Raw genomic sequence first — 26,074 nt, forward strand, 5'->3', positions numbered from 1 at the left:
CAATCAGTCCTCGAATCGCATTCCGTGCCGCGCCTTCACTGCGGCGATCGCCTTCAGCACCTCGGTAATGCACTCGTCGCGATAGCGTTCGAGCTCCTTGATGCTGCGCGTGCCCTGCTGCTCGCTCGTGCCTGCGACGACGCTGTCGATCAGTTCGTCGGTCAGCGTCGGCGCGACCAGCTTCGTCCACGGCAGTTCGAGCGCGGGGCCGAACTGCTGCATGAAGTGTCGCATGCCCGCGTCGCCGCCGGCCAGCGTATAGGTCAGGAACGTGCCCATGAACGACCAGCGGATGCCCGCGCCGAAGCGGATCGCATCGTCGATTTCGCCGGTCGTCGCGACGCCTTCGTTGACGAGATGCAGCGCCTCGCGCCACAACGCCTCCAGCAGCCGATCCGCGATGAAGCCCGGCACTTCCTTGCGCACGTGCAGCGGCCGCATGCCGAGCTTGCGATAGATCTCCATCGCCGCCTCGACCGCTTCCGGCGACGTGCGCGCGCCGCCGAGCACCTCGACGAGCGGCAGCAGGTAGACCGGATTGAACGGGTGGCCGACCACGCAGCGCTCCGGATGCGTCGCACGTGCGTAGAAGTCGGTCGGCAGCAGCCCCGATGTCGACGACGCGATGATCGCGTCGGGCTTCGCCGCGCGGCTGATCTGTTCGTGCAGTTCGAGTTTCAGCGCCTCGCGCTCGGGCGCACTTTCCTGGATGAAGTCCGCGTCGGCGACGCAGGCCTCGATCGTCGCCGCAAAGCGCAGCCGCGCGGGATCGGCGCCCGGCGCGAGGCCGACGCGTTCGAGCGCGGGCCACGCATTCGCGACGGTTGCGCGCAGCCGCTCTTGCGCGCCCGGCGCGGGGTCCCACACGACCACGTCGAGACCGTGCGCGAGCGCACGGCAAATCCATCCGCCGCCGATCACGCCGGTGCCGATCGCGGCGAACGTCTTGATGTCGGTCTTCACAGCCATGTCCACGCATCCTTCAAATCGAGGGGAATCGGACGGCGGCCGCCCTCGTGCGTGCCGCCGCAATGCATCACTGAATCAGCCGGCGAGGCTCACGCGAATTCGGTCGCCGCGCGGCGTTCGAGCAGGCGCTCGCCGCGCGCCGGCAGGCCGAGCTTGCGACGCCCTTCGGCCGGCGTCAGCACGCGGGCGCCGAGCCGCTCGATGATTTCCCGCGCGCGCTCGACGAGCGAGCCGTTGGTCGCATGCACGCCGCGATCGAGCCAGATGTTGTCTTCGAGGCCGACGCGCACGTGACCGCCGAGCAGCATCGCCTGCGCGACCATCGGCATCTGCATGCGGCCGATCCCGAAGCCGGCCCAGTGCGCGCCCGGCGGCAGGTTGTCGACCATCGCCTTCATCGTGCCGGTGTCGGCCGGGGCGCCCCACGGAATGCCGAGGCACAGCTGGAACAGCGGCGGATCGTCGAGCAGCCCTTCCTTCAGCAATTGCTTCGCGAACCACAGATGGCCCGTATCGAAGATTTCCAGCTCCGGCTTCACGCCGAGTTCCTGGATGCGCTTCGCGCCGGCGCGCAGTTGCGCGGGCGTCGACACGTAGATGTAGTCGCCGTCGCCGAAATTCAGCGTGCCGCAATCCAGCGTGCAGATCTCCGGCAGCAGTTCCTCGACGTGCGCGAGGCGCGTGAGGCCGCCGACGAGGTCGGTGCCCTTGCCGAAGCGCATCGGGTCCTCGCCCGGGCCGATTTCCAGATCGCCGCCCATGCCGGCCGTCAGGTTGATGATCACGTCGACGTCGGCCGAGCGGATCCGGTCGACCACTTCGCGGTACAGGTTCGGATCGCGGCTGCCGCGGCCCGTCTGCGGATCGCGGACATGGCAGTGCGCCACCGTCGCGCCAGCCTTCGCGGCTTCGATCGCGGCGGACGCGATTTCCTTCGGCGTGACCGGAATCGCCGGATGCTTGCCGACCGTATCGCCTGCGCCGGTGACCGCGCAGGTGATGATGACTTCATGGTTCATGCTGACTACCCTCGCTTGATTCGGATTGTGCCGCTCGATTTGTGTCGTACTGCAAATGATTCGTCTCCGCGCGCCGCATGCGTCCGGCGCGCGGGTCGTTACAGGCCGAGATAGGCCTTCACGGCAGGCAGGCCGTCCTTGCCGTCGAACGTCTTGACGCCGGCGAGCCACGCATCGAGCACCTGCGGATTCTTCTTGAGATACGCCTTCGCGGCCTCGGCCGGCTTCGTCTTGTTCATCACCGACTGCATCAGCTGGTTCTCGAGCTGCGTCGAGAAGCGCAGGTTCTCGACGAGCTTGCCCGCGTTCGGGCAGCGCGAGATGAAGTCGGGCGCCGTCAGCGTGTACACGCGCGCTTCGCCATAGTTCGGGCCGAAGGACGCATCGCCGCCGGACAGGTAGTTCATGCTGATCTGGATGTTCATCGGATGCGGTTCCCATCCAAGAAACACGACCCACTTCTTCTCGCGGATCGCGCGCTCGACCGTGACGAGCATCCCCGCCTCGCTCGATTCGACCAGCTTGAAGCCGCCGAGGCCGTACTGGTTCGTGTCGATCATCTTCTGGATCGTCGCGTTCGCGCTGCTGCCCGGCTCGATCCCGTAGATCTTGCCGTCGAGCTCGGCGCGGTGCTTCGCGATGTCGTCGAAGGTCTTCAGGCCGGCCTGGTATTCATAGCTCGGCACCGCGAGCGTCGCCTTCGCGCCCGACAGGTTCGGCGGCTCGACCACGTTGATCGACTTGCTGTCGAGGAACGGCTGGAGCTGCTTTTGCTGAACCGGCCACCAGTAGCCGAGCGACACGTCGAGCTGCTTGCTCTTCAGGCCGGCGAACGAGATCGGCACCGACGCAATCGTCGTCGTCGGCTTGTAGCCGAGCCCCTCGAACACCGTCGAGGCGAGCGCCGTCGTGGACGTGATGTCGGTCCAGCCGATATCCGCGAAGCGTACGTTGCGGCAGGTCGCGGCATCCGTTTCGGCCTGCGCCGCGGTCGCGAACGCGCCGGTCGCCAGCACGGCCGCGACGAACGCGGCGATCTTTGTCGACTTCATGGTTTCTCCCTCCCGATTGGACCGATGTCCGACGGGTTCGCGGTGTGCGTCCCGGCCTGCATCGTGGGAGTAAAAGTAACGAGCCATATTGGCCGCGGGAAGACCGGCGGCGACCTGTTCTTGACTGTTTGCGACTATGAGTGGAAACCACTATGCGCGTGCAGGGGCTTGTGCCGCGAGGGTTTCGGGCGAATCCCGGAGAAAAGGGGTTTGTCCGGATGCGGCGTGGAGGGGAAAGAAGACCGGACGTACGTTGCCGACGGCGCTCGCGCGGCGCGATGCGGTTTTCCGCCCCCTGCGGGCAGGAAATCGCCTCCCGAAGCGTTATCGCGGCACTTCGACGTAGGTTTCCCGGCAGATCTCACGCAATGCCTGAACCAGCAGGTCCCGCGTCGGCGCATGCGATTCGCCGGCGCGGGTGAACAGCGCGATGGGCGGCAGCGTCCAGACCAGCGAGTAAGGCACGATCGCGACGCCGGCGATGCGCACCATTTCTTCCGCGATATCGGCCGGCACGATCGACACCGCGTCGTCGCTCGACGCGATCATCTCGCCGATCAGCTTCGACGAGTAGCTTTCGACGATCGGCACGGGCGGCGCGATGCCCGCCGACAGGAACAGGTCGGTCACCTGCTCCCGCATCGGCGTATGCGGTGCGCCGAGGATCCAGTCCAGCGCGTGCAGCTTCTGCCAGTCGAGCTTCGTGCGGGCCAGTTTCGCGGCCAGGCGCCGGCTCGCGATCATCCGCGGCTGCTGCTGGTACAGCACTTCAAAGGACACCTGCCCCAGATCGATCGCCGACGACGCCCGTCCGATCACGAGGTCGACGCTGTGGTCCTTGAGCTGCAGCAGCAGCTGGTCGCTGGTGCCTTCGTGGATCGTCACGGTCAGGCGCCGTTCCATCCGGGATTGCAGACGCTTGAGCGCGGCCGACAGCATCTGTCCCGAAATAAACGGAATCACGCCGATATGCAGGTGCGCCGCATGGCCGGCCGCGACCGCCTCCATCTCGCGGGCGAGATGGTCGAGGTCCTTCAGCATCGCCGTGGCCCGCTCGAGCACGACCGAACCGAGCGCGGTCGGGCGCATCCCGCGTGACGTGCGCTCGAACAGCGGCGTGCCGAACATGCTTTCCAGCTCGGACAGCGCGTTGGTCACGGCGGGCTGGCTGCTGGCCATGTGCTCGGCGACGCGCGTCAGCGACCCGTGCTGCTGGATCTGCAGCAACAGCATCAGGTGCCGCATCTTCAGGCGCGCACCGAGCCGCCTGACCACGTCGTTCGCATCGAATGTCATCGCCAGGCCACGTACCCATCATGAAAAAGTGATGGACCAATATTAAAACAGAATCATCTCCTTATGGCTGATCCCTAGAATCCACCATGGATCGCGTCGGGACTGGCTTGGCGCGCACGCCCGGACCCAAAAAACATGAAACAGACAGAGACCCCGCAGCAGGCCGCGTACGACTATCACGAGTTTCCGACCCCGGGGAAGATCTCGGTCGTCGCCAGCAAGCCGCTCGTGACGCAGCGCGATCTCGCGCTGGCCTACACGCCCGGCGTCGCCAGCGTGTGCGAGGCGATCGCCGCCGATCCGCTGCAGGCCCGCCGCTTCACGAGCCGCGGGAATCTGGTGGGCGTGATCACCAACGGCACCGCCGTGCTGGGTCTGGGCAACATCGGCGCGCTCGCGTCGAAGCCGGTCATGGAAGGCAAGGCCGTGCTGTTCAAGAAGTTCGCGGGCATCGACGTGTTCGACATCGAGATCAACGAGACCGACCCGGACAAGCTCGTCGACATCATCGCGGGCCTGGAGCCCACGTTCGGCGGGATCAACCTCGAGGACATCAAGGCGCCGGAATGCTTCACGGTCGAGCGCAAGCTGCGCGAGCGCATGAAGATTCCCGTCTTCCACGACGACCAGCATGGCACCGCCATCACCGTCGCCGCCGCGTTCATCAACGGGCTGAAGGTGGTCGGGAAGTCGATTTCGGAGGTGAAGGTCGTGACGTCGGGCGCCGGCGCCGCGGCGCTGGCCTGTCTGGACCTGCTGGTCGACCTCGGGCTGCCGGTCGCGAACATCTGGGCGACGGATATCGAAGGCGTCGTCTATCGCGGCCGCACCACGCTGATGGATCCGGCCAAGGAACGCTTCGCGCAGGCAACCGACGCGCGCACGCTGGCAGAAGTGATCGGCGGCGCCGACGTGTTCCTCGGGCTGTCGGTCGGCGGCATCCTGAGCGCGGACATGCTGAAGGCGATGGCCGCGCGTCCGCTGATTCTCGCGCTGGCCAATCCGACGCCGGAAATCTTCCCGGAACTGGCGCACGCCACGCGCGACGATGTCGTGATCGCGACGGGCCGCTCGGATTTCCCGAACCAGGTCAACAACGTCCTGTGCTTCCCGTACATTTTCCGCGGCGCACTGGATGTGGGCGCAACGACGATCACCCGCGAAATGGAAATTGCCGCGGTTCACGCGATTGCCGGCCTCGCGGAAGAAGAGCAGAACGATGTCGTCGCGGCGGCCTATGGTGGCGACGAAGTGTCGTTTGGTCCGCAATACCTGATTCCGAAGCCGTTCGATCCGCGCCTGATCGTTCGTATCGCACCGGCCGTGGCCAAGGCGGCGATCGAAGGCGGCGTGGCGACGCGCCCGCTCGAGGATCTCGACGCGTATGTCGAGCAGCTGCAGCAGTTCGTCTATCACTCGGGCGCATTCATGAAGCCGCTGTTCGCGGCCGCGCGCCAGCTCGTGCGTGACGGCGGCAAAGCGCGCATCGTGTTCACCGAAGGCGAGGACGAGCGCGTGCTGCGCGCGGTGCAGGTCATCGTCGACGAGAAGCTCGCGCGTCCGATCCTGGTCGGCCGTCCGGAGGTGCTGCTGGCGCGTATCGAGCGGTTCGGCCTGCGCCTGCGACTCGGTCAGGATGTCGAGGTGACCAATCCGGAATATGACGAGCGCTTCCCGCAATACTGGACGACGTACTGGGAACTGCGCTGCCGCGACGGGATTTCGAAGGAAATGGCGCGCGTCGAAATGCGGCGTCGCCTGACGCTGATCGGCGCGATGATGGTGCGGCTCGGCGATGCGGACGGGATGATCTGCGGGACGGTCGGTGAATATCACAATCACCTGCGGTTCGTGGACGAAGTGATCGGCAGGAAGCCCGATGCATCGACCTACGCGGCGATGAATATCCTGCTGCTCAATCAGCGGACGGTCGCGCTGGTGGATACGCACGTCAACGACAATCCCGATGCGGAGCAGATCGCGGAATTCACGATCGCCGCGGCGCGGCAGATGGAGTGGCTGAATCTGACGCCGAAGGCTGCGCTGCTGTCGCGATCGAACTTCGGCTCGGGGAGCGCGGCTTCGGGCGTGAAGATGCGGCAAGCGCTGGAGATCATTCGCGCGCAGGCGCCGGATATCGAGGCCGATGGCGAGATGCATGGCGACTGCGCGCTCGATGAAGGGCTGCGGGCGCGGCTGCTGCCGATGTCGCCGCTCAAGGGCGCGGCGAACCTGCTCGTGTGTCCGAACGTCGATGCGGGGAATATTGCCTATAACCTGCTCAAGACCGAAGCCGGCAGCAACGTTGCCGTGGGACCGTTCCTGCTCGGGGTCAATGCACCGGTGAACATTCTCACGTCGAGTGCGACGGTGCGGCGGATCGTCAACATGACGGCGTTGACGGTGATCGAGGCGAATCGGAACGCGGCTGCTTGATTGCTGTTGATGCAATCGCTTGACGGGGGTCGGCTGCGGCCGGCCCCGTCGGGGCAGTGGGCGGGAATCGTCACCGGATACGATCGGCAAGCCAACGCGATTGAACCAACGCCCTACAGAACCCGCTCCAGCGCACTGGCAAACCTCGCAACCGCGGCATCGACATCATGCAGCTTGTCGAGACCGAACAAGCCGATACGGAAGGTCTTGAAATCCGCCGGCTCGTCGCATTGAAGCGGCACGCCGGCCGCGATCTGCATGCCGACATCGGCGAATTTCTTGCCGGAGCGGATGTCGTCATCGTCCGTGTAACTGACCACGACGCCCGGCGCCTCGAAGCCCTCGGCGGCAACGCTCCTGAACCCCTTCTCGGCCAGCAACGCACGAATCCGCGTGCCGAGTTCCAGCTGCTCCGCCCTCACCTTGTCGAAGCCGTATGCTTCGGTTTCCTTGATGACGTCGCGCAGCGTCGCGAGGCTGTCCGTGGGCATCGTCGCGTGATACGCGAAGCCGCCGTTCTCGTAGGCTTCCATGATCTGCAGCCACTTGCGCAGATCGCACGCAAAACTGGTGCTGGTCGTCGCGTCGATGCGCTCGCGGGCGAGCGGGCCGAGCATGACCAGCGCGCAACCCGGCGACGCGCTCCAGCCCTTTTGCGGCGCGCTGATCAGCACATCGACGCCGCTCTTCTCCATGTCGACCCAGATCGTTCCGGACGCGATGCAATCCAGTACGAACATGCCGCCGACCGCGTGCACGGCGTCGGCCACCGCGCGCAGATAGGCGTCGGGCAACATCATCCCGGATGCGGTTTCGACGTGCGCAGCGAAGACCAGATCCGGCTTGTGCTCGCGAATCGTGGCGACGACTTCGTCGATCGGAGCCGGTGCAAAGGCGGCTTGCCTTCCCGCTTCGACCGGGCGCGCTTTCAACACGATCGATTCGGACGGAATGCTGCCCATGTCGAAAATCTGCGACCAGCGGTAACTGAACCAGCCGTTGCGGATGACCACGCACTTCTTGTTCGTCGCGAACTGCCGTGCCACGGCTTCCATGCCGAACGTCCCGCTGCCGGGGACGATGACGGCCGCCTTCGCGTTGTAGACTTTCTTCAGCGCGGCGGAAATATCGCGCATGACGCCCTGGAAGCGCTGCGACATGTGATTGATCGACCGGTCGGTGTACACCACCGAATATTCGAGGAGCCCGTCGCGGTCGACATCGGGAAGTAATCCTGGCACGTTCGCCTCCGGTAAAGGATGAGCCATGGGGTGAGAGCGAGCGGTATTGGTGACGCGATGCCTCCACGCCTGTGCAAATCCGCGTTTTTGATTCGACGACGACCGATTCTAACGAAAGCCGTCTGATGCTTGGGATTTTGGTGTGTTGTGGTGCGTCATGAGAACGGCACGAGATTGACGCCGGCTCGTCCGGCGATTGGCGCCCACGTAAAACCCGCGCATCGAAACGCAACATCGTGAAACCGCGCTTGCTCTCCGATGACACGGGAACGTAATCTTCAATGGCAGAGGCGGAGGTGGCGAACGATTCCGCCCGGGTTCCCTGACACGCCGCGATGAACATGAAAAGCCGTGCCCGCCCACCTACGGTCCAATCGACTCGCAAGCCCGCTGCCGGCCCGCTGCGGTGGATCACCGGCCTCGCCGCGGTGCGTGGCTATCAATTGCCGTGGCTGCCGCACGATCTGCTTGCCGGCGTCACGCTCAGCGCCGTTCTCGTGCCTGCCGGCATGGCGTATGCGAACGCAGCGGGCCTGCCCGCCGTCAGCGGCCTCTATGCATCGTTTGCCGCGATGCTGGCGTATGCCCTCTTCGGCCCGAGCCGCATCCTCGTTCTCGGCCCCGACTCCGCGCTGGTCGCATTGATCGCCGCAAGCATCGTGCCGCTTGCTCACGGCGATTCCACGCGCGGGCTGGCCCTTGCCGGGGCGCTTGCGATACTCGCGGGCGCGATCTGCATCGCGGTCGGGGCGCTCAGGCTCGGATTCGTCACCGAGCTGCTGTCACTGCCCATCCGGCACGGTTTCCTGAACGGCATCATGCTGACGATCAGCATCGGACAGCTACCCAAGCTGCTGGGATACCAAGGCCATGGCGAATCGTTCGTCGAGAAAGTGCGCGACGTGATCGAAGGCATCGCGGCATCGAGGGTGAACGCGACATCGTTGGCGCTCGGCGTCGCCGCGCTCGTGCTGATACTCGTCTTCAAACGGCTCTGGCCGAAAGTGCCGGGCGTGCTGCTCGCCGTGGCGGGCGCGACGGTGGTAGTGATGTGGTTCGATCTGTCCCGGCGCGCGGGCGTCGCGACCGTCGGCGCGGTCCCGCAAGGCCTGCCCGTGCCGCGCATCCCGCACGTGACGCTCGACGACTGGCTGCATCTCGCGGGTAGCGCAGCGGCGATCGCGCTCGTTTCGTTCACGGATATCAGCGTGTTGTCACGTACCTACGAATTGCGCAACAACACCAGCGTGGACCGGAATCACGAATGCGTCGCGCTCGGGCTGTCGAACATCGCCGCCGGCTTGGTGCAAGGATTCGCGGTGAGCGCGAGCGGCTCGCGCACCCCGGTCGCGGAGGCGGCGGGCGCAAAGACGCAGGCGACGGGTGTGGTGGCCGCCGCCGTCGTCGCCGCGCTGCTCCTGTTCGCGCCACGCGCGCTGTCGCACACGCCGCAATCCGCGCTGGCTGCCGTCGTGATTGCCGCATGCCTGAACATGATCGAGGTGCGGGGCGTCATGCGGCTTTATCGTCTGCGCAAGAGCGAGTTCGTGCTGGCGGTGGTGTGCTTCGTCGGCGTTACGGTCCTTGGTGTCGTGAACGGCATTGCACTGGCGCTGCTGCTCACCGTGCTGTCGTTTCTATGGCGTGCGTGGCGACCTTACGATGCCGTGCTCGGGCGGGTCGACGGCATGAAGGGCTATCACGACGTGTCACGCCATCCGGAAGCGCGGCGCGTGCCCGGGCTCGTGCTGCTGCGCTGGGATGCGCCGCTCTTTTTCGCCAACGGAGAGATCTTTCGTGAGCGCGTGCTGCGCGCTGTCGACGAATCGCCCCAGCCGGCGCGCTGGATCGTCATCGCGGCGGAGCCCGTGACCGATATCGACCTGACCGCCGCCGATGTACTCGAACGGCTGCATGGCGAGCTGGCGGCGCAGCAGGTGAAGCTGGTCTTCGCGGAGCTGAAAGGCCCCGTGAAAGACAGCCTCAAGCATTACGGCTTGTTTGGCATGTTCGGCGAAAGCCACTTCTTTCCGACGATTGGTGAGGCGGTAAGCGGCTATCTGAAAACGCATCAGGTCGTGTGGCACGACTGGGAAGACGAAGCACCGGGTTGAAAACGGATCGCTCAGATCAATGCGTGACGGCCGGACAGCCGTACCTGGGCCACGCCAGTGAGAGCAAGCGCTTAAAACGGAAAAGGGACGATTCAGCGTGTGAAGTCGCGTCCGCTGCGCGCGATCATCTCGACGCGAATGCGCACGACGGGAAGCGTCGGCAGTCCCGCCGCTGCGGTGTAGTCTGATAGTCAGGTGCCACATCGGAGGCGATATGGAACGGGAGTTGAAGCTACGGGTTTCCGTCAAGGATCTCGACAAGCTGCGCCGCGCGCCATTGCTCGCGCGGTCCAACGGCGCCCAGGCGCCTCAGCTGCTGAAGAGCACGTACTTCGATACATCCGCACTTGCATTTCACGGGTGCGGGGCTTCTCTGCGGGTACGCGCGATCGGCAACAAGCGAATCCAGACGTTGAAGCTGGAAGGATCAGTGCAGGCCGGCTTGTTCGAACGGGATGAGTTCGAGACGCCCGTCGACGGCGACCTCCCCGATCTGGCGCGGCTGCGCGACCAAATGCCCGCTGACAGCGACTGCGGCACGCTGGTTCGCGACGAGGCTACGGCGGCCCAGCTCCAGCCCGTATTCGTCACGCGGATCAAGCGTTCGGTTATACCGCTGCGCTTGCCGTCCGGCGATGAAGTCGAGGTTGCGCTCGACAAAGGGACCGTGGAGGCGGAGTCGAATTCGGTCCCAATCGCCGCTGTCGAACTGGAGCTGAAACGGGGCCGGCCTGAAAGCCTGTACGGCGTCGCGCTGGAATTGCTGGAAATCGTGCCGTTGCGCATCGATCGCGAGAGCAAGGCCGATCTCGGCTACGGACTGCTGGTTGCCGAGCACCGCCCTGCCGTCAAGGCCCAACCGGTACAACTGAAGAAACGCGATTCGATCGAAGACGCATTTTGCCGAATCGCGCGCAACTGTCTGGACCAGGTCCACGCCAACGAGCGTGGCGTCGAGTCCGGCCACGATCCGTCGAGCGTCCATCAGATGCGAGTGGGGCTTCGTCGTTTGCGCTCGGCGCTCGACCTGTTTGCGAAAGTGATTCCCGCGTATCCCGGCCTCGACGACGAGCTGCGCTGGATCGCCGCCGAGCTCGGCGCTGCGCGTGACTGGGAGGTCCTTGCGGGAACGACGCTCGACCAGGCCGGTACGAACGGCATTCCGGATGAGATCCATCCGGTGCGCGAAGCGTGCGAGCACATTGCCGTCGAGAACCGGCAGCGCGCGGCCGCGGCAGTCGGATCGGTTCGCTACACGCGGCTCGCGTTGCAGCTCGCGTCATGGTTGAGCCAAAAAGGCTGGCGACAGGGGATGTCCGACGAACAGCGCGATACGATCATGCAGCCGGCGAGGCCGTTCGCCGGTGACGTGCTGCGTCGTCGGCACAGGAAACTGATCAAGCGCGGCAAGCGGCTGGCCGATCTGGACGATCATCGTCGCCACCGCGCCCGCATCGCGGCGAAGAAGGTTCGATACGCGACTGAATTCTTCGCGTCGCTGTGCCGCAAGCGGGCCGTCCGATCGTATGTCGACGCGCTGACCGCGCTTCAGGACGATCTGGGCTGGCGTAACGATGCCGTTGTCGCGGACAAGCTTCTGAAGGCGCTGCCCGATACGTCGCCTGACGCCGCGCCGGGCGCGGGCTTCGCGCGAGGCTTTCTGGCCGCGCGCGCCGCGGCCGATCATCAGACATTGAAGAAGCTGTGGAGCCGCTTCAAACGTCTGCCACCACCGCACTGAATCGGCACAACGCTATCGCGCGCACAATCAGTACCGGTCGGACACACCGTCGATCCCGCGCTCCCGCAGCGCGCGAACCAACCCGGCACGCACCGTCGCGACGTCGGAAAACGCCGGCCGTCGATGCGCGGCGACTTCGGCTGCCGTATAAGGCTTGAAATCGCGCGGCAGCGCCTCGCGGTTCATCGTCGTGAGCACCCAGTTGAGCACGTCGGCGAGATCCTGGTCCGACAGCGCCGAATTCGATGCACCCGGCACGCGCATCACGTACTCGCGCCCCGCCGGCAGATGCGTGAAATAACCGAGCGAGTTCGCAAGCGGCGGCACCTTGCCCGGAATGCCGCCGCCCGTCGCCGTGTGGCAGCCCATGCAGTTGAGCACCCAGTGCTGTCGCGCGAGCGTCGCGTCGGCCGCGCCGTCGGCATGTGCAGGTACCGCAATCGCACACGCGGTGGCCGCGACCACCGTCGGCAACGAAAGCAGACGGCGTGCGATGAACGTCCCGATCGGCCACGCCGCCGCACGCCGGCCGCCACGCCGCCGAATGCACACGGCATTCACAGCCCGAGCCCCTTCGTCACGACGGCACGTTGCGCGTGAACGGCCGTGCCGTCCATCTCCTTCGCACGCGCCGCGCGAATGTCGGCCGCCGTGAACGGCTTCGCGTCGCCGTGCTTGTCGTTGAGATCGAACACGACGTAGTTGAGCACGTTCGCGATGTCGTCATCGCTTGCGCTCGCGAACGACGGCATCTTGAAGTTGTAACGCTTGTCGTGCACGTTGATCTCGCCGAACATCCCGTGCAACAGCGTCGCGACGAGTTGCGCGCGGCCCGCGTCGGCCGTCGCGTACTTGCCCGGGTACTCGGTCAGCGGCGGCGCGAGGCCGTCCTGCCCCTTGCCGCCGGCCTGGTGGCACACCGCGCACTGCGCGTCGAACAGGCTCTTGCCCGCCGGGTAATGGACGGCCTGCTGCGCACCGGCAAAACCGGGCAACGCAAACCCCGCAACAGCCGCCACGCATGCGACAACGATCTTTCCAGCTTGCATTACTTTCATTGCTTTGCCGCCCCCAGCAGGACCGAAACCGAACAGTGGTAATTCGAATTGCCGTTCGCCATGCACCAGTTGATGTCGTTGTTCAGCGACAGCTTGTACAGCGGCTTCTCGCGCTCGTTGCGGTTGCAGAAGCACTTGCCGCACGACGTCTTGCCGCAGCAGTCGTTGTACGACACGATGTAGTCCGAACCGTCGTGCGGATTGCGGCACGTGCCGATCCACGTGATCGGCGACGGCGTCGTGCCCGGCGGGCAGCTGCTCGACGTGCCGCCGCAGCAGCTGCACAGCCAGCCGTCGATCGCGCAGTACTTCCAGTAATCGCAGCTCATCGGATCGTCGCTCGCGCCCGACGCAGCGGCGCCGGAAGCCGCCGACGCGCCCGACGCCGCGTCGGCCGCATACGCAGTGCGATCGACGGGCAGCAGCGGCAGCATCGCCGAGCCCACCAGCACCTTGCCGAGCCTCGCCATCGCGCTGCGCCGCGAACTATGCTGCGCGACGCCGCGCGCCGATCGTTCGAACCATGAATCAAACAGGCCCATGGGGTTGTTCTCCGTTGACGTTGAAAGAGGGTCGGCCGATCACGCGTGCTGCGCGTGCTCTTCGTGACCGCCGTGGCCGTGATCGCCATGGACGAACTGCTGCAGCGATGCAACGCCCCGCTCCTTCGCTTCGAACAGGCTCTCGAGATGCTCGCGCGTGTTGACGAGCCCCTTTGCACGCACGGTGCCGGTGTCGTCGAGCAGCACCGCGTACGGCAGCTTGCCGATCTGATACGCGAGGCCCAGCTCCTGCGACAGCACGTACGGGAAGCGCGCGAGGTCGTGCTTCTGCGCGAAGCGCGTGTGTTCGTCGAGCTCGCCGTCGCTCGCGAGCACGATGTTCACCGGCGTCGATTCGCTCGCCAGCAGCGACGGCAACAGCGGCAGCAGCTTCTTGCAGACCGGGCACGTCGGCGACAGGAAGAACAGCAGCGTCGCCTTGCCCGCCGCATCGATGCCGCCGACCTTGATCCGCGAACCGCGAATGTCGGTCAGCTCGAACGTCGGCGCGATCGCGCCGACTGCCGGGCCCTTGTCGATCATCAATGCGCCGGCCGGCATGATGCGTTCGTACAGGATGCCGATCTGGCGCACGAGCGCGAGGCAGATCGCGCCGAGCGCGAGGACGGCGATCCACAGCAACGCGGTGGAAACGGTGAGAGCGGTTTGCATCATGAATTCCTCAGGTGGGAAAGGCGAGGTACGTTGGCGAGCAGCACGTCGACGGTGAGCAGCGCGCAGACGATCAGCAGCACGGAAGAGAACAGCGTCAGGTAGTCGAACCATACGATCGCGCGGCCGCCCGGCTCGACGAGCGCGGTCGCGGCCAGCGCGACGAGCAGCAGCACGCGCGCGACATGCAGCCAGCCGATGCCGCGCGGCGCATCCGCGCGCGCGGCGGCAAAGCCGGAACACCCGCAGTCGATGTCGGTGTGGCCGCGCAGGATGTTGATCGTCATGCCGGCCGCGAAGACGAGCAGCAACGCGATCAGGCCGAGCGCGCCGGTCATGCGCGTATCGGGAAACAGCAGCGCCGCGGCGCAGGCCGCTTCCGCGAGCGGAATCGCGAACGCGGCGGGCGCGGTGAGCGCATCGGGCAGCAGGCGATAGCCGGCGAGCGCTTGCCGGAACGCCGTCGGCCGGCGCACCTTCGCGAAGGCGCCGAGCAGCACGACGACGGCCGCGCCGGCTTGCGCGCTGGTGGCGAGTACGGGATCGAGCGTCATCGCGGCCTCACGGGTTCACGAGCAGCGTCGACGTACTGCCGATCTGCTTCTCGACGTGCTGCCGCTTGCCGGTGCGCGCGTCCATCACGACGAGGTCGGACGTGCCCGTCAGCCCGTAGAACAGCGGCTTGTCGTCCTCGCTGATCTGGATCGACACGAGCGGATCGACCTTCTGCTGCGCGAGATCCCAGCGCGCGACGCGCTGTTTCGTCTTCAGGTCGTAGACCCACACCTGCGTGCCGGGATCCTTGTGCGTGCCGTCGCCGCCCTTGTGCATCAGCACGTAGTAGCGATGCTGCTTCACCTGCACGGCCGTCTGCTGCATGCCGCCCGGGCGCCAGCCTTCGGCGCGCTCGGCGTCGGTCAGCAACGACCACGGCTTGCCGAATGCCGGCTTGTCGCCGCTGAAATCGGCACTGCGCACGTGGCCGTGATACGTCGTGAACAGATAGCCGCCGTTGTAGCGCGACGCGTTGATGAAGGCCGGATCGTTGTCGACATCGATGAACGCATCGGACATCGTGCGCTTCATCTCCTTGCCGTTCGCGTCGAGCGTGACGGTCAGCGCCTTGCCGCTTTCGCACAGCGCGGTGAAGCGGTCGTTCCCCGACGGATACGCGAGCACGCATGCCGCGGTGTCGATCTCCGACAGCACCTTCTTCGACACGGCGTCGATCACCGTCACCGACGCGGCCGGCGTGATGTTCGCGACGTACAGCCGCTTGCCGTCCGCGCTGAACGCGGTGTTGTACGGCGACGGCACGTGCTGCCCGTGCTTCGCCGGAATCACGATCTCGCCGCTGTGATCGAGCGTCGTGTTGTCGGTCATCTCGACGACGTCGGTGCGCGTGCCGTGCGAGCCGCGCGAGAAATAGGTCGTCGCGATGAAGCTCGTCTTGTGGTCGGGCGAGATCGCGAGGCCGGGCGCGAAGCCGCCGTCGATCTGCCCGAGCAGCTTCTTCGCGTCGGCGTCGTACACGTAGATGCGCCCGTCGGTCATCGTCGGCATCGCGATGTCGACGACGTACACCTCGTGCGGATGCCACGGCGGCATCTTTTGCACGACGAGTTCCTCGGGCTTTTCCGTTGCGTCTGCGCGCCCGGCCCACGCCGCCGCGAACGCCAGCGTCGCCGCGAAAAACGCGGTGCGTCGCCTTGCTCTCATGTCGCCTCCAGTTGGGATTCACGTTATGTGGGGCGACTGTAGTTCGACAATAAATCGGTTCAGCACCCGGACCGGCAACGCGTGCGTGCCGATTCGGGACATTGGAAAACCGCCTGAAAGGCACCGCGGGTCGACACCTTCCGACCCCTCAAAAACCCGCGCTGGAATAGCGCTCGTCCGTATTGCGCCGACCGTGCGGTCGGTTTAATCTTGCGCGGTCCGAACGACCACCGGAGGCGCCGTGCTCGTGTTTCACCAGATGTTCGACGACGCAGACCGGCATGCCGAGGCGCTGCGCGGCTGGGATCAGCGTTACGACCAGATCGGCTCCGGCTCGTATCGCAGTGCGGTCAAGCACGCGGTGCTCGACGGCGTACAGCTGTTCCAGGAAACGGCGAACGTGCGCATCATCCAGCGCGGGCGCCTGCCGCCCGGACACACGGTGTTCGGGATGCCGCTCACCGGCTCGGGCACCTTCGCATTCGGCGATGCGCGCATGGAGCGCGGCACGATCGTGATGGCGCGCGGCGGCGCGCCTTTCGAACTCCATTCACCGGACGACATGTCGCTGATCGGCGTGGTCGTCGATTCCACGCTGATGCAGCAGATCGAGGATGCCGCCGATGTCCGGCTCGACGAGCGCGCGCTGCGGCGCGGCGTCGTCGATGTGCCGGTCACCGCGCGCGAACGCGCGAGCGTCCAGCTCGCGACGCTGCTCGAGCGCGTGCTGTCGGCACCCGATACGTTCGACGCGGCGCGCGCGCAGTCCGAATTGCGCGGCGAAGTCGGCAACGTGCTCGTCGATCTCCTCACGTACCGGATGCCGGAGCCGCCGAACCGTCTCACCCATGCGTGCCACGCCGACATCGTGCGCCGCGTGCACGACTACGTGATCGAGCACCCGGAGGCGCCCGTCGACATCCTGAGCCTGTGCACGCAACTGCGCGTGAGCCGGCGCACGATGCAGAACAGCTTCCAGTCGGTCGCGCAAACTGGCCCGCTGAACTACACGCGCTCGCTGCGCCTCGCGCAGGTGCGGCGCCTGCTGCTCGACACGCGGCAGTCCGACCTGCCGATCAGCGAAGCGGCCGCGCGCTGGGGGTTCATCCACCTCGGGCATTTTGCGAACGCCTACAAGGCCCAGTTCGGCGAACTGCCTTCGACGACGGCGCGCCGGACGGTGCGCGGCGCAAAAACGCGCTGACCGCCCGCAAAACCCGCGATAATCCCATGTTGAACGTTCGGCTCCCGCGAGCCGGGCGCGGTGTGCACCTGCCCGGCCGCTCGCGGCACCGTGCCGCGCGGTGCGCGACGCCCACCCGATTCCACCCCACGCCCCGATGCCAGAGGATTTCCATTTCCTGTTGCTGCCCGGCTTCTCCGCGCTCGGCTTCATGTCCGCGGTCGAACCGTTGCGCGTCGCGAACCGGTTTCGCACCGAGCTGTACCGCTGGCACGTAATCAGCGCGGACGGCGCGCCCGTCGCCGCGAGCAACGGCATCCCGGTCGCGGCCGAAGCCGCGTGCGCGGACGTCGCGCAGGTCGAGACGGTGTTCGTGGTCGCGGGCTTCGATCCGCTCGTGTGCTACGACCGCGCGCTCGCCGACTGGCTGCGCCGCCAGAATCGCCATGGCGCGACGCTCGGCGGCATCGATACCGGCAGCTTCGTGCTCGCGGAAGCCGGGCTGTTCGACGCATCGCAAACGCTCACGCTGCACTGGGAAGCGCTTGCCGCGTTCCGCGAACGCTACCCGGGCCTGAACGTGACGCAGGAGCTGTTCGAAATCGGCGAGCGGCGCATCACCTGCGCGGGCGGCACCGCGTCGATCGACATGATGCTCGACCTGATCGGCCGACGGCATGGCGCCGAGCTCGCGGCGGCGATCTCCGAGCAGTTCGTCGTCAGCCGCATCCGGCAGCGTTCGGACAGCCAGCGGCTCGAGATCGCCGCGCGCTACGGCGTGCACAACCGCAAGCTGATCCAGGTGATCGGCACGATGCAGCGGCACATGGAGAGCCCGCTCGGCTCCGACGCCCTCGCGCAGGAGGTATCGGTCACGCGGCGCCAGCTCGAACGGCTGTTCAGCGCGACGCTGAACGACACGCCGACGCACTTCTACCTGAACCTGCGCCTCGACCGTGCGCGCGAGCTGCTGCAGCAGACCGACATGAGCATCACGTCGGTGTGCGTCGCGTGCGGCTTCGAATCGCCGTCGCATTTCTCGCGCACGTACCGCTCGCGATTCGGCGTGAGCCCGCGCAGCGACCGCCGCGCGACGCGCTGAACGGCGCTGCTTTTGCGTACAATCCGGCGCGCTATTGCGCGCGCCGGCTGCGTTTGCCGCCATTCGCTGAACAATGCCGACGAATGATCGACGGACCGAAGCAGCCTTCGAAAATAATTTGCAATATCGCTGAAAATGTTCTGTAACATACCTCGCAATTAGATAGGCAGCCCTAAGGAGATGAGAGCCCGGGGCCGCGCACGTCGCGCCACGCAGGCTGCCAAACCGATATCAATGCCGATCCGAGGGGTATGACATGACGATGCTCGCTTCGCCGTCGCCGCACCTGCCTTCCGTTCGCTTCCCCGCCGCCACTCCTTCCCGATTCGTTTCGACCTGACGCTTAGTCGTCCTTAGTCAGTCGATGCTCCCAGCACCGCTTCGCCGCACCGGTTCCATCGAGCCGGCGCGCGGGCCGTGTCGTGCCTGCTCGCCACAAGCGCGCGGGCGTGTCCAACCGTTGAGATGAGGATCACGTATGCAGACATCACGCAAAGCATTGCCGCTCGCCCTGGGTCTCGCGCTCGGTTTCGGCATCGTCGGCGGCAGCGCGGCCGATTCCAAGGTCGCGAACCCGCAGGCGTCGAGCCTGCGCGAAAGCCTGACACGCGGCGTCGCATCGGCGCCGGCCGCCGCCAAGACCGATACGGCCGCCGGGCAGTTCCGCGCCGACGGCGTCGCCGTCACGCTGTACAACCCCGCGTATCACGCGAAGAAGGCGGCCGCCACGCCCGCCGCCACCGCACGCGACTTCGTCGCGTCGCAGGCGACGCAGCTCGGGCTCGACGCGGCCGCGCTGGCGAGCCTCGTGGTGACGTCGGAGCGCAACGACGCCGACTTCACCGTCGTGCGCTTCCAGCAGCAGGCGGCCGGGCTGCCCGTGTACGGCAGCGAGATCGCGGTGACCGTCGCGAAGGACGGCCGCATCCTGTACGTCGCGAGCAACACGATCAGCGGCGTGATCGCCACCGCGCGCAAGGCGCAGGCGGTCGACCAGCAGCAGGCGCTCGACCGTGCCCGCTCGTATCTCGGCGTAAGCGGCTTCACGCACCTCGATGCGCAACTCGTCGCGTTCGTCGACAAGGCCGGCACGCATACCGCGTGGAAGGTACGCGGCCGCCCGCAGGACGGCCCGAAGGGCGACTGGGAACTGCTGATCGACGCGGGCAGCGGCGAAGTGCTGCGCGCCGAGGACAAGGCGTTCTATGCGACCGACGGCACCGGTTTCGTGTTCCGGCCGGATCCGCTGTCTTCGACGAAAAGCAGCTACGGCAGCACGGGCTACAAGGACAACAACGACGTCGATTCCACGCAGCTCACGGCCGCGCGCGTGCGCGTGACGCTGAAGGATCTCGCGCAGTCGGGCTCGCGCTACACGCTGTCGGGCCCGTATGCGTCGTGCGTCGATTTCGATGCGCCACGCGACAACGCGTGCCCGGCGCAGGCGACGCCGGCGTTCGAATTCACGCGCGGCAACCTGTATTTCGAAGCGGTGAACGTGTACTACCACATCGACACGTTCCTGCGCTACGTGAACCAGACGCTCGGCATCAAGGCGCTGCCGTACCAGTACACGGGCGGCGTGCAGTACGACCCGCACGGCGAATCGGGCGACGACAACTCGTCGTACTCGTCGAGCAGCGGCCGGCTGACCTTCGGTCAGGGCGGCGTCGACGACGCGGAAGATGCGGACGTCGTGATCCACGAACTCGGCCACGGCATCCACGACTGGGTGACCAACGGCGGCCTGTCGCAACAGGAAGGCCTGTCGGAAGGCACGGGCGATTATCTCGCCGCCGCGTACAGCCGCGACTTCAATCAGTGGAGCCCGTCGGACGCGCAGTATCACTGGGTCTACAACTGGGACGGCCACAACGAATACTGGGGCGGCCGCGTGACGAACTGGAACGTCGGGCGCACCTACGCGCAGGCACGTGGCGCGGAGATCCATACCGCCGGCCAGTACTGGGCTTCGTGCAACCTCGTCGCGCGCGACGCGATCGGCGCGCAGGCGATGGACAAGGCGTTCCTGAAGGGGCTGTCGATGACCAACAGCTCGACGAACCAGAAGGCGGCCGCGCAGGCCGTGCTGACGGCCGCGGCCGCGCTCGGCTACAGCAGCGCGCAGCTCACGGCGATCGGCAATGCGTACAACAAGAGCTGCACGTACGGCGTGACCGTACCGCAGAAGTCGTAATTCCGCAGCAGGCGGGGGCGCCGCACGACCTGCGGCGCGCCCTTTTTCTCGACATCGCTACCCTCACGAGATCGAACATGCCTACTCTGACATTGACCCGCCTGAGCGCCGCGCTGGGCGGCATGCTGCTGAGCGCCGCCGCACAGGCCGCGCCCGTGTGGATCACGCTCGGCGACACCGCGTTCCGACAGCTTCAACGCATCGATGCAAGCGCAACCGCGCAATACAGCACGGCGCTCGACGCCGGCCGGGCGGCCGACGGCGCCGTGCGCCGCGAAACCGTGCATATCGTCGAGATCGACGATTCCCGGCTCGGCGAGCTGGCCCACGCGGTACACCGTGCGCGCGGCCACGGGCCCGGCTACATCGTGCACGACTCGTTCGACGACGCGCGCCAGGCCTTGCGGCCGGTATCGGCGGCGGTCGCGAAGCAGGCCGCCCTGCCCGCCTACACGGTGTCGAACGCGCCGCGGATCGGGACCTGGATCCAGCAACTGCAGGCCAGCAACATCGTCGGCACGATCACGTCGCTGTCCGGCTTCACGAACCGCTATTACACGACGTCGCATGGCGTTGCCGCGTCCGACTGGCTCGCGCTGCAGTGGAAGCAACTGGCGGGCTCGCGCGCCGACATCACCGTCGAACAGTTCGCGCATACGGGCTTCCCGCAAAAATCGGTGATCCTGACGATTCGCGGTAGCGATCCGGCCGCGGGCACGGTCGTGCTGGGCGGCCACCTCGATTCGACGGTCGGCCGCACGACGGAAAACACGCGCTCGCCCGGCGCGGACGACGATGCTTCCGGCATCGCCAGCCTGACCGAAGCGCTGCGAGTACTGCTCGCGAACGACTATCGGCCGAAGCGGACGATCAAGTTCGTCGGATACGCGGCCGAGGAGGCCGGCCTGCTCGGCTCGAAGGCGATCGCGAAGCAGTTCCGCGCGCAGAATGCGAACGTGATCGGCGTGCTGCAACTCGACATGACGAACTACAAGGGCGATCCGAAAGACATCTACCTGATCACCGACTACACGAACGCCGCGCAGAACACCTACCTGACGAACCTGGCGAAGACCTACCTGCCGGAACTCGCGATCGGCACGTCGCAGTGCGGGTATGCGTGCTCGGATCACGCGTCGTGGAATGCGCAGGGCTATCCGGCGTCGTTCCCGTTCGAGGCTGACCAGAACGACAGTCCCTACATCCACACCGTGAACGACACGCTGGAGAATTCGGATCGGCAGGCGAACCACGCGCTGAAGTTCGGCAAGCTGGCGCTCGCATATGCGGTCGATCTCGGCGGCGACGGCAGCGCGGCTGTCAAACCCTGACCGCGCCTCGGCCGGCTCGGGCCGCACCGGGCGCGCGTGGCATGCGCGCCCGTTCGAACGCGTTTCCGGTTCCGGATAGAATCGTCGTTCGATCACTTCCGCACCACCGTGCCCCGCCATGACCGATTTCTCCCGCTCACTCGGCGATCTCACGCCCGAGCGCGTCACGACCGCGTTCGACCTGGCCGGCCATACGACGGCGCGCTCGCTCGGCGTCGCACAGGGCATCGTCGTGCGTTCGCGCTCGATCGTCGGCTCGTTCGGCGCGGCGCTGCAGACCATCTTCGGCGGCAACATCACGCTCTATACGTCGCTGTGCGAGAAGGCGCGCCAGCAGGCGTTCGACAAGATGCTCGCGGATGCGCGCAAGCTCGGCGCGAATGCGATCGTCGCGATGCGCTACGATTCGACCGAGATCGGATCGGGCATCACGGAAGTCATCTGCTACGGCACGGCCGTGCAGGTCACGCGCGACGCCGGCGCCTGAGCGTCAACCCGGGCGTCACCCGCGCGTCACCCGCGCGTTACCCGTTAGGCGCCGGCCGCACACACGATCGCGACGATCGACCCGATCACGAGCACCGCGCCGATCGTCTTGCGCTTGTTCAGTTCGGTCCACAACAGCACGCCCGTCAGCGACAGCAGGATCAACGCGCCCGCGAGCGTGTCGACGAGCAGCACCCAGCCGATGCTCATCCCGACGCCCTTGTGCAGGTTCGTCAGCCACGCGAGCGTGGTGTTGTCGGTGCGCTTGAGCGTCATCGTGTCGCTGCCGACCCAGTAGTCGACGGCGACGCTTTCACGCGGCGACGCGAACACGAGCTGCCAGTGCTCGGGCTGCACGGTCTCGCGGTCGCCCCATGCGACCGGATGCTCGGGTTCCTTCTGCACGCGCCCCATCCGTTCCGGCAAATGCAGATCCGGTTGCCCGCGCAACCATTGCGCGAGCGCGAGCGGCGAAGCGGGTTCCGGGTCGGGCACGTCGAGCCGCAACGTCTCCACATGCGGCGCACCGGTCTGGATCCGCAGCGGCGGCGCGCGGTGATTCAGCAGGAACCCCGTCGCACCGAACAGCAGGCCGAGCGCAGCGCCCCACAGGCCGATCCAGCCGTGCACCTTGCGCAGCCACTTGATGAACGTACCGCGGCTCGATCGCGTGCCGCCGGCGCCGGCCGGACGCGCGCCCGACGCAATGCGTGACGCGGGCGACACGGGCGCCGTATCGATTTCAATGGGATCGGCAACGCTCACGTTTCGCTCCAGATTCTCAAAAGATTGTGATAACAGCCGACCAGGCTGCGGCACGCCTGCGCATCGGCGCCGCTCGCGTTGAGCCGCTGGATCGCGGTGTCCATGTCGAACAGCAGCGCGCGCTGCGCATCGCTGCGCACGAGGCTCTGCACCCAGAAGAAGCTCGCGACGCGCACGCCGCGCGTGACCGGCGTGACCTGGTGCAGGCTCGTCGCCGGATAGACGATCATGTCGCCCGCCGGCAGCTTGACCTGCTGCACGCCGTACGCGTCCTCGATCACGAGTTCGCCGCCGTCGTATTCGTCGGGCGCCGACAGGAACAGCGTGACGGACACATCGGTGCGCAGCTTCACGCCGTTCGGCAGCACGCGCACCGCGCCGTCGACGTGACTGCCGAACGTCATCCCGCCTTCGTAGCGGTTGAACAGCGGCGGATAGACCTGGTTCGGCAGCGCCGCGCTGATGAACAGCGGATTGCGCTCGAGCGCGGCGAGGATCACGTCGCCCAGCTCGCGTGCGACCGGCGAATGCTCGGCGATCTGCTGGTTGCGCTTGACCGGCGCGCCCGTATAGCCGGCCGTCGCACGGCCGTCGACCCACGCGTCGCCCGCGCGGTCGAGCCGGTCGCGCACCATGCTCACTTGCTCGGGCGTCAGCACGTTCGGGATGTGTACAAGCATCGTTTCCCCTCTTTCATCGAATGGCGCGGCGGCGTGCGTGTCGCTCAGAACCGGTAGTCGAACGTCGCGAGGAACGTGCGCCCGACGCCCGGCACCGCACGGCCGCCGTCCGACTGGATCAGCGCATCGTAATAGAACTTGTTGGTCAGGTTCAGCAGGTTCAGGCGCAGGTCCCACTGCTTCGCGTGATACGCGGCCGTCGCATCCCAGCGCGTGTAGCCGCCCACCTGCACGTAGTCCGTGTTCGCCGCGTAGCGTCCCGACATGTACGTCGGGCCGCCGCCGATCTCCCAGTGCGGCGTGAACGCATACGTGGTCCACAGCGTGAACGTGTTGCGCGGCGTATTCGCGAGCGTCTTGCCCTGCGTGCCGTCGCGCGCGCTCAGGATCACGCCGTTCATGTACGTGTAGCTGCCGAACACCTGCCACTTCGGCGTGATGTGACCCGTCACGCTCGCCTGGAAGCCGCGCACGCGAATGTCGCCTTCGAGCAGGTATTCACCCGTCGACGTCTGCGTGCGCGCGTTGCTCTTCTCCTGCTGGAACAGCGCCGACGTGACCGACAGGTTGTCGTTCAGCAGATCCCACTTGCCGCCGACCTCGTACGACTTCGTGTGTTCGGGCGACAGGTTCTGCGTGTTGTTCGTGACGGTCAGCGTCTCGAGCGACGGGTTGAACGACGTGCCGTACGAGAAGTAGTAGGACTGCGATTCGGTCGGCTGGTAGATCACGCCGGCCCGCACGCTCGTGAAATAGTTCGTCTGCGACGTATAGCCGGGCGCGCTCACCGTGTTCGCGAGATGCGCCTGGAAGCGATCCCAGCGCAGCCCGCCGACGAATTTCCAGTCACGGCCGATCGACACCGTGTCGTTCATGTACGCCGCGAGCGTGGTCGCGCCCGATTCGGCGTGGTTGGCCGGCGTCTGCGTCGCGTTGGTCGGCGTCGACGCCAGGTAGGCCGGGTTGATCAGCGACAGGATCGGCAGACCGCTGCGCGTGTACGCCTGGTTCGTGTAGCTGTCGTGGCCGACCTCCACACCGGCGATCAGGTCGTGCTTCACGAAGCCCGTGTCGAACTTGAAATGCGCCATCGTGTCGTTGTCGACCGAATGGTTTTCGATCACGCGGTCGTGGCTCGCGAGCTTCACGTACAGCGCCGACATCGGCAACGACGTGTAGTTGCCGTTCGTCAGCGCGGTGCTCGACGACAGCGGCCCGCTCAGCACCGCGTTCGCGGCCGTCTCGCGCGCATCGGTCATCGAGTGCGAGAACGACGTGCGGTTGCTGATCGTCAGCGCATCGTTGACGCGATGATCGATGCGTGCGGACACGGTCTGCACGTCCTGGATCGTGCGGTCGTCGGTGAGGCCGTAGAAGGTGTTCTTCGGCACCGGCGCCGGATGGCCGTTGACCGCGAGCACGCCGTAGTCCGGCATGTCGTAGTTGTGCTGGATCAGCGCGGACAGCGTCACCTCGGTCGGCGTGCCGATACCGAAGCGCAGCTCCGGTGCGATCCCGTAGTCCTTGTTCTTCATCACGTCGCGCGTCGAGCCAAGCGACTGGCCGAACGCGTTGATGCGGAACGCCGACGTCGCGCCCAGCGGCCGGTTCAGGTCGACGCTCGTGCGGTAGCGGTCGTCGGTGCCGATCGTCGTCGACACCTCGGCCGACGGCTTCAGGTTCGCCTTCTTCGACACCTGGTTGATCACGCCGCCCGTCGAACCGCGCCCGAACAGCATCGACGACGGGCCATACAGCACCTCGACCGAATCGAGGTCGAACGTGTCGCGGTAGTACTGGTTGCGGTCACGAAAGCCGTCGAGATAGATGTCGTTCTGCGCGGTGAAGCCGCGCAGGTTGATGTTGTTGCCGATCTGCCCGCCTTCCGCGCCGCCGATCGTGATGCCCGGCGCATTGCGCAGCGCGTCCTGGAACGACGTGAGTCCTTGCGACTCCATCAGCGCCTTGTTGATCACCGTGACCGACTGCGGAATGTCGCGCAACGCGGTCGGGGTTTTCGCGCCGACGGTCGAGCGCTCGGCCTGGAAGTCCTGTTGCACGGCCTGCCCCGACACGCTGATCGTCGGCAGCGTCTCGCGCGCGGCGGCGGCAGCCGGCGGCGCATCGCCCGGTTTCGCGGCGACGGCCGGCGACGATTCGGCGCTCGTGCTCTGAGCGAGTGCGGGCGAAGCGATAGGCAAAGCAAAGGCCAGCGCGAGCGCGCTCGCGAACGGGGTCCTGTTCAGCATGGAAATCCAGTCGGAATGAAACCGCCCCGCGTGGACACGCGCCGATGCGCGCGCACGAGGCACGGATGCGATGGCTTGCGGGCCACCGGCGATCAGGCCGACGGCACTAGCTGGCTAGGGTTGACGAGTCACCGGCGGCAGTCGCCGCACCGGTCACGGAAATGAGAATCGGTATCATTCCATGTATTTCTTTTGGTTTCAATTGATAACCGCTTCGTCATA

Annotated in this window: 22 protein-coding genes; 8 read left to right on the forward strand and 14 right to left on the reverse strand. The window is 66.3% G+C overall.

Translation table 11 applies throughout. From position 1 onward, the window contains the following. Positions 1–3 precede the first annotated feature (3 nt). The 4 genes from F3J14_RS03665 to F3J14_RS03680 form a co-directional block, all read right to left on the reverse strand. The gene (locus tag F3J14_RS03665; RefSeq protein ID WP_006749512.1) at positions 4–969 is read right to left on the reverse strand and encodes an L-carnitine dehydrogenase; all 966 of its coding nucleotides are present in this window, start codon (positions 967–969) and stop codon (positions 4–6) included. An 89-nt stretch (positions 970–1,058) separates the two neighbouring features. Beyond that, a complete protein-coding gene (locus F3J14_RS03670) occupies positions 1,059–1,988 on the reverse strand; it encodes a 3-keto-5-aminohexanoate cleavage protein (protein ID WP_166721819.1) in 930 nt (309 codons plus the stop codon). 98 nt (positions 1,989–2,086) lie between these two features. Further along, positions 2,087–3,040: a choline ABC transporter substrate-binding protein gene (locus tag F3J14_RS03675; RefSeq protein WP_166721820.1), complete on the reverse strand. Its 954-nt coding sequence runs from the start codon at positions 3,038–3,040 to the stop codon at positions 2,087–2,089. Positions 3,041–3,364: 324 nt separating this feature from the next. Further along, positions 3,365–4,336 (reverse strand): LysR substrate-binding domain-containing protein, encoded by a 972-nt coding sequence (locus tag F3J14_RS03680; RefSeq protein WP_166721821.1) that lies wholly within the window; start codon positions 4,334–4,336, stop codon positions 3,365–3,367. A 135-nt stretch (positions 4,337–4,471) separates the two neighbouring features. On the opposite strand from F3J14_RS03680, the gene F3J14_RS03685 reads away from it, so the two are divergent. After that, entirely contained in the window at positions 4,472–6,772 is a 2,301-nt protein-coding gene (locus F3J14_RS03685) for an NADP-dependent malic enzyme (protein ID WP_166721822.1), read from the forward strand. Positions 6,773–6,885: 113 nt separating this feature from the next. Here the strand turns inward: F3J14_RS03685 and F3J14_RS03690 are convergent, their stop codons facing one another. Then, positions 6,886–8,013, reverse strand: a complete 1,128-nt coding sequence (locus tag F3J14_RS03690; RefSeq protein WP_166721823.1) for an aminotransferase class V-fold PLP-dependent enzyme — start codon at positions 8,011–8,013, stop codon at positions 6,886–6,888. Positions 8,014–8,348: 335 nt separating this feature from the next. On the opposite strand from F3J14_RS03690, the gene F3J14_RS03695 reads away from it, so the two are divergent. Both F3J14_RS03695 and F3J14_RS03700 read left to right on the forward strand, forming a co-directional pair. Beyond that, positions 8,349–10,127, forward strand: coding sequence for a SulP family inorganic anion transporter (locus F3J14_RS03695; RefSeq protein WP_166721824.1), 1,779 nt, complete (start codon positions 8,349–8,351; stop codon positions 10,125–10,127). A gap of 214 nt (positions 10,128–10,341) precedes the next feature. Next, complete coding sequence (locus F3J14_RS03700) at positions 10,342–11,868, forward strand: CYTH and CHAD domain-containing protein (protein ID WP_166721825.1); 1,527 nt, start codon at positions 10,342–10,344, stop codon at positions 11,866–11,868. Positions 11,869–11,895: 27 nt separating this feature from the next. Here F3J14_RS03700 and F3J14_RS03705 read toward each other — a convergent pair whose 3' ends face one another. The 6 genes from F3J14_RS03705 to F3J14_RS03730 are packed head-to-tail and all read right to left on the reverse strand — an operon-like array spanning position 11,896 to position 15,859. Then, entirely contained in the window at positions 11,896–12,429 is a 534-nt protein-coding gene (locus F3J14_RS03705) for a cytochrome c (protein WP_166721826.1), read from the reverse strand. Continuing rightward, the gene (locus tag F3J14_RS03710; RefSeq protein WP_166721827.1) at positions 12,426–12,926 is read right to left on the reverse strand and encodes a cytochrome c; all 501 of its coding nucleotides are present in this window, start codon (positions 12,924–12,926) and stop codon (positions 12,426–12,428) included. Before F3J14_RS03710 ends, F3J14_RS03705 begins: the two co-directional genes overlap by 4 nt. Beyond that, positions 12,923–13,468 carry a methylamine dehydrogenase light chain gene (locus F3J14_RS03715; RefSeq protein WP_006749522.1) on the reverse strand — a complete coding sequence of 182 codons (546 nt, stop codon included), beginning with the start codon at positions 13,466–13,468 and terminating at the stop codon, positions 12,923–12,925. Before F3J14_RS03715 ends, F3J14_RS03710 begins: the two co-directional genes overlap by 4 nt. A 39-nt stretch (positions 13,469–13,507) precedes the next feature. Next, positions 13,508–14,143 (reverse strand): methylamine dehydrogenase accessory protein MauD, encoded by a 636-nt coding sequence (mauD, locus tag F3J14_RS03720; protein ID WP_166721828.1) that lies wholly within the window; start codon positions 14,141–14,143, stop codon positions 13,508–13,510. Beyond that, positions 14,140–14,694, reverse strand: coding sequence for a MauE/DoxX family redox-associated membrane protein (locus tag F3J14_RS03725; protein WP_166721829.1), 555 nt, complete (start codon positions 14,692–14,694; stop codon positions 14,140–14,142). The genes mauD and F3J14_RS03725 overlap by 4 nt, the downstream gene beginning before the upstream one ends. Positions 14,695–14,701: 7 nt before the next feature. Continuing rightward, entirely contained in the window at positions 14,702–15,859 is a 1,158-nt protein-coding gene (locus tag F3J14_RS03730; RefSeq protein WP_166721830.1) for an amine dehydrogenase large subunit, read from the reverse strand. 241 nt (positions 15,860–16,100) lie between these two features. Between F3J14_RS03730 and F3J14_RS03735 the strand changes: the two genes are divergently transcribed. From F3J14_RS03735 to F3J14_RS03755, 5 genes are all read left to right on the forward strand, one after another. Further along, positions 16,101–17,063, forward strand: a complete 963-nt coding sequence (locus tag F3J14_RS03735; protein ID WP_166721831.1) for a helix-turn-helix domain-containing protein — start codon at positions 16,101–16,103, stop codon at positions 17,061–17,063. A gap of 136 nt (positions 17,064–17,199) precedes the next feature. Continuing rightward, the gene (locus F3J14_RS03740; protein WP_166721832.1) at positions 17,200–18,144 is read left to right on the forward strand and encodes a GlxA family transcriptional regulator; all 945 of its coding nucleotides are present in this window, start codon (positions 17,200–17,202) and stop codon (positions 18,142–18,144) included. A 478-nt stretch (positions 18,145–18,622) separates the two neighbouring features. Then, a complete protein-coding gene (locus tag F3J14_RS03745) occupies positions 18,623–20,341 on the forward strand; it encodes a M36 family metallopeptidase (protein WP_166721833.1) in 1,719 nt (572 codons plus the stop codon). Between the two features lie 77 nt (positions 20,342–20,418). Then, the gene (locus F3J14_RS03750) at positions 20,419–21,672 is read left to right on the forward strand and encodes a M20/M25/M40 family metallo-hydrolase (protein ID WP_166721834.1); all 1,254 of its coding nucleotides are present in this window, start codon (positions 20,419–20,421) and stop codon (positions 21,670–21,672) included. A 118-nt stretch (positions 21,673–21,790) separates the two neighbouring features. Further along, a complete protein-coding gene (locus F3J14_RS03755) occupies positions 21,791–22,159 on the forward strand; it encodes a YbjQ family protein (protein ID WP_166721835.1) in 369 nt (122 codons plus the stop codon). A gap of 44 nt (positions 22,160–22,203) precedes the next feature. On the opposite strand, the gene F3J14_RS03760 is transcribed toward F3J14_RS03755, so the two are convergent. Genes F3J14_RS03760 through F3J14_RS03770 form a run of 3 tightly spaced genes read right to left on the reverse strand, consistent with a single transcriptional unit; the run spans position 22,204 to position 25,852 of the window. Then, positions 22,204–22,923 (reverse strand): PepSY-associated TM helix domain-containing protein, encoded by a 720-nt coding sequence (locus F3J14_RS03760; protein WP_166721836.1) that lies wholly within the window; start codon positions 22,921–22,923, stop codon positions 22,204–22,206. Further along, on the reverse strand, positions 22,920–23,603 hold the full coding sequence (locus tag F3J14_RS03765; protein WP_166721837.1) for a Fe2+-dependent dioxygenase: 684 nt from the start codon (positions 23,601–23,603) through the stop codon (positions 22,920–22,922). Before F3J14_RS03765 ends, F3J14_RS03760 begins: the two co-directional genes overlap by 4 nt. A gap of 44 nt (positions 23,604–23,647) precedes the next feature. Continuing rightward, entirely contained in the window at positions 23,648–25,852 is a 2,205-nt protein-coding gene (locus F3J14_RS03770; protein WP_166721838.1) for a TonB-dependent siderophore receptor, read from the reverse strand. Positions 25,853–26,074 lie beyond the last annotated feature (222 nt).

The organism is Burkholderia sp. Tr-862, from assembly GCF_011753085.1.
In the GTDB taxonomy this organism is placed as follows: Bacteria; Pseudomonadota; Gammaproteobacteria; order Burkholderiales; family Burkholderiaceae; genus Burkholderia; species Burkholderia ambifaria.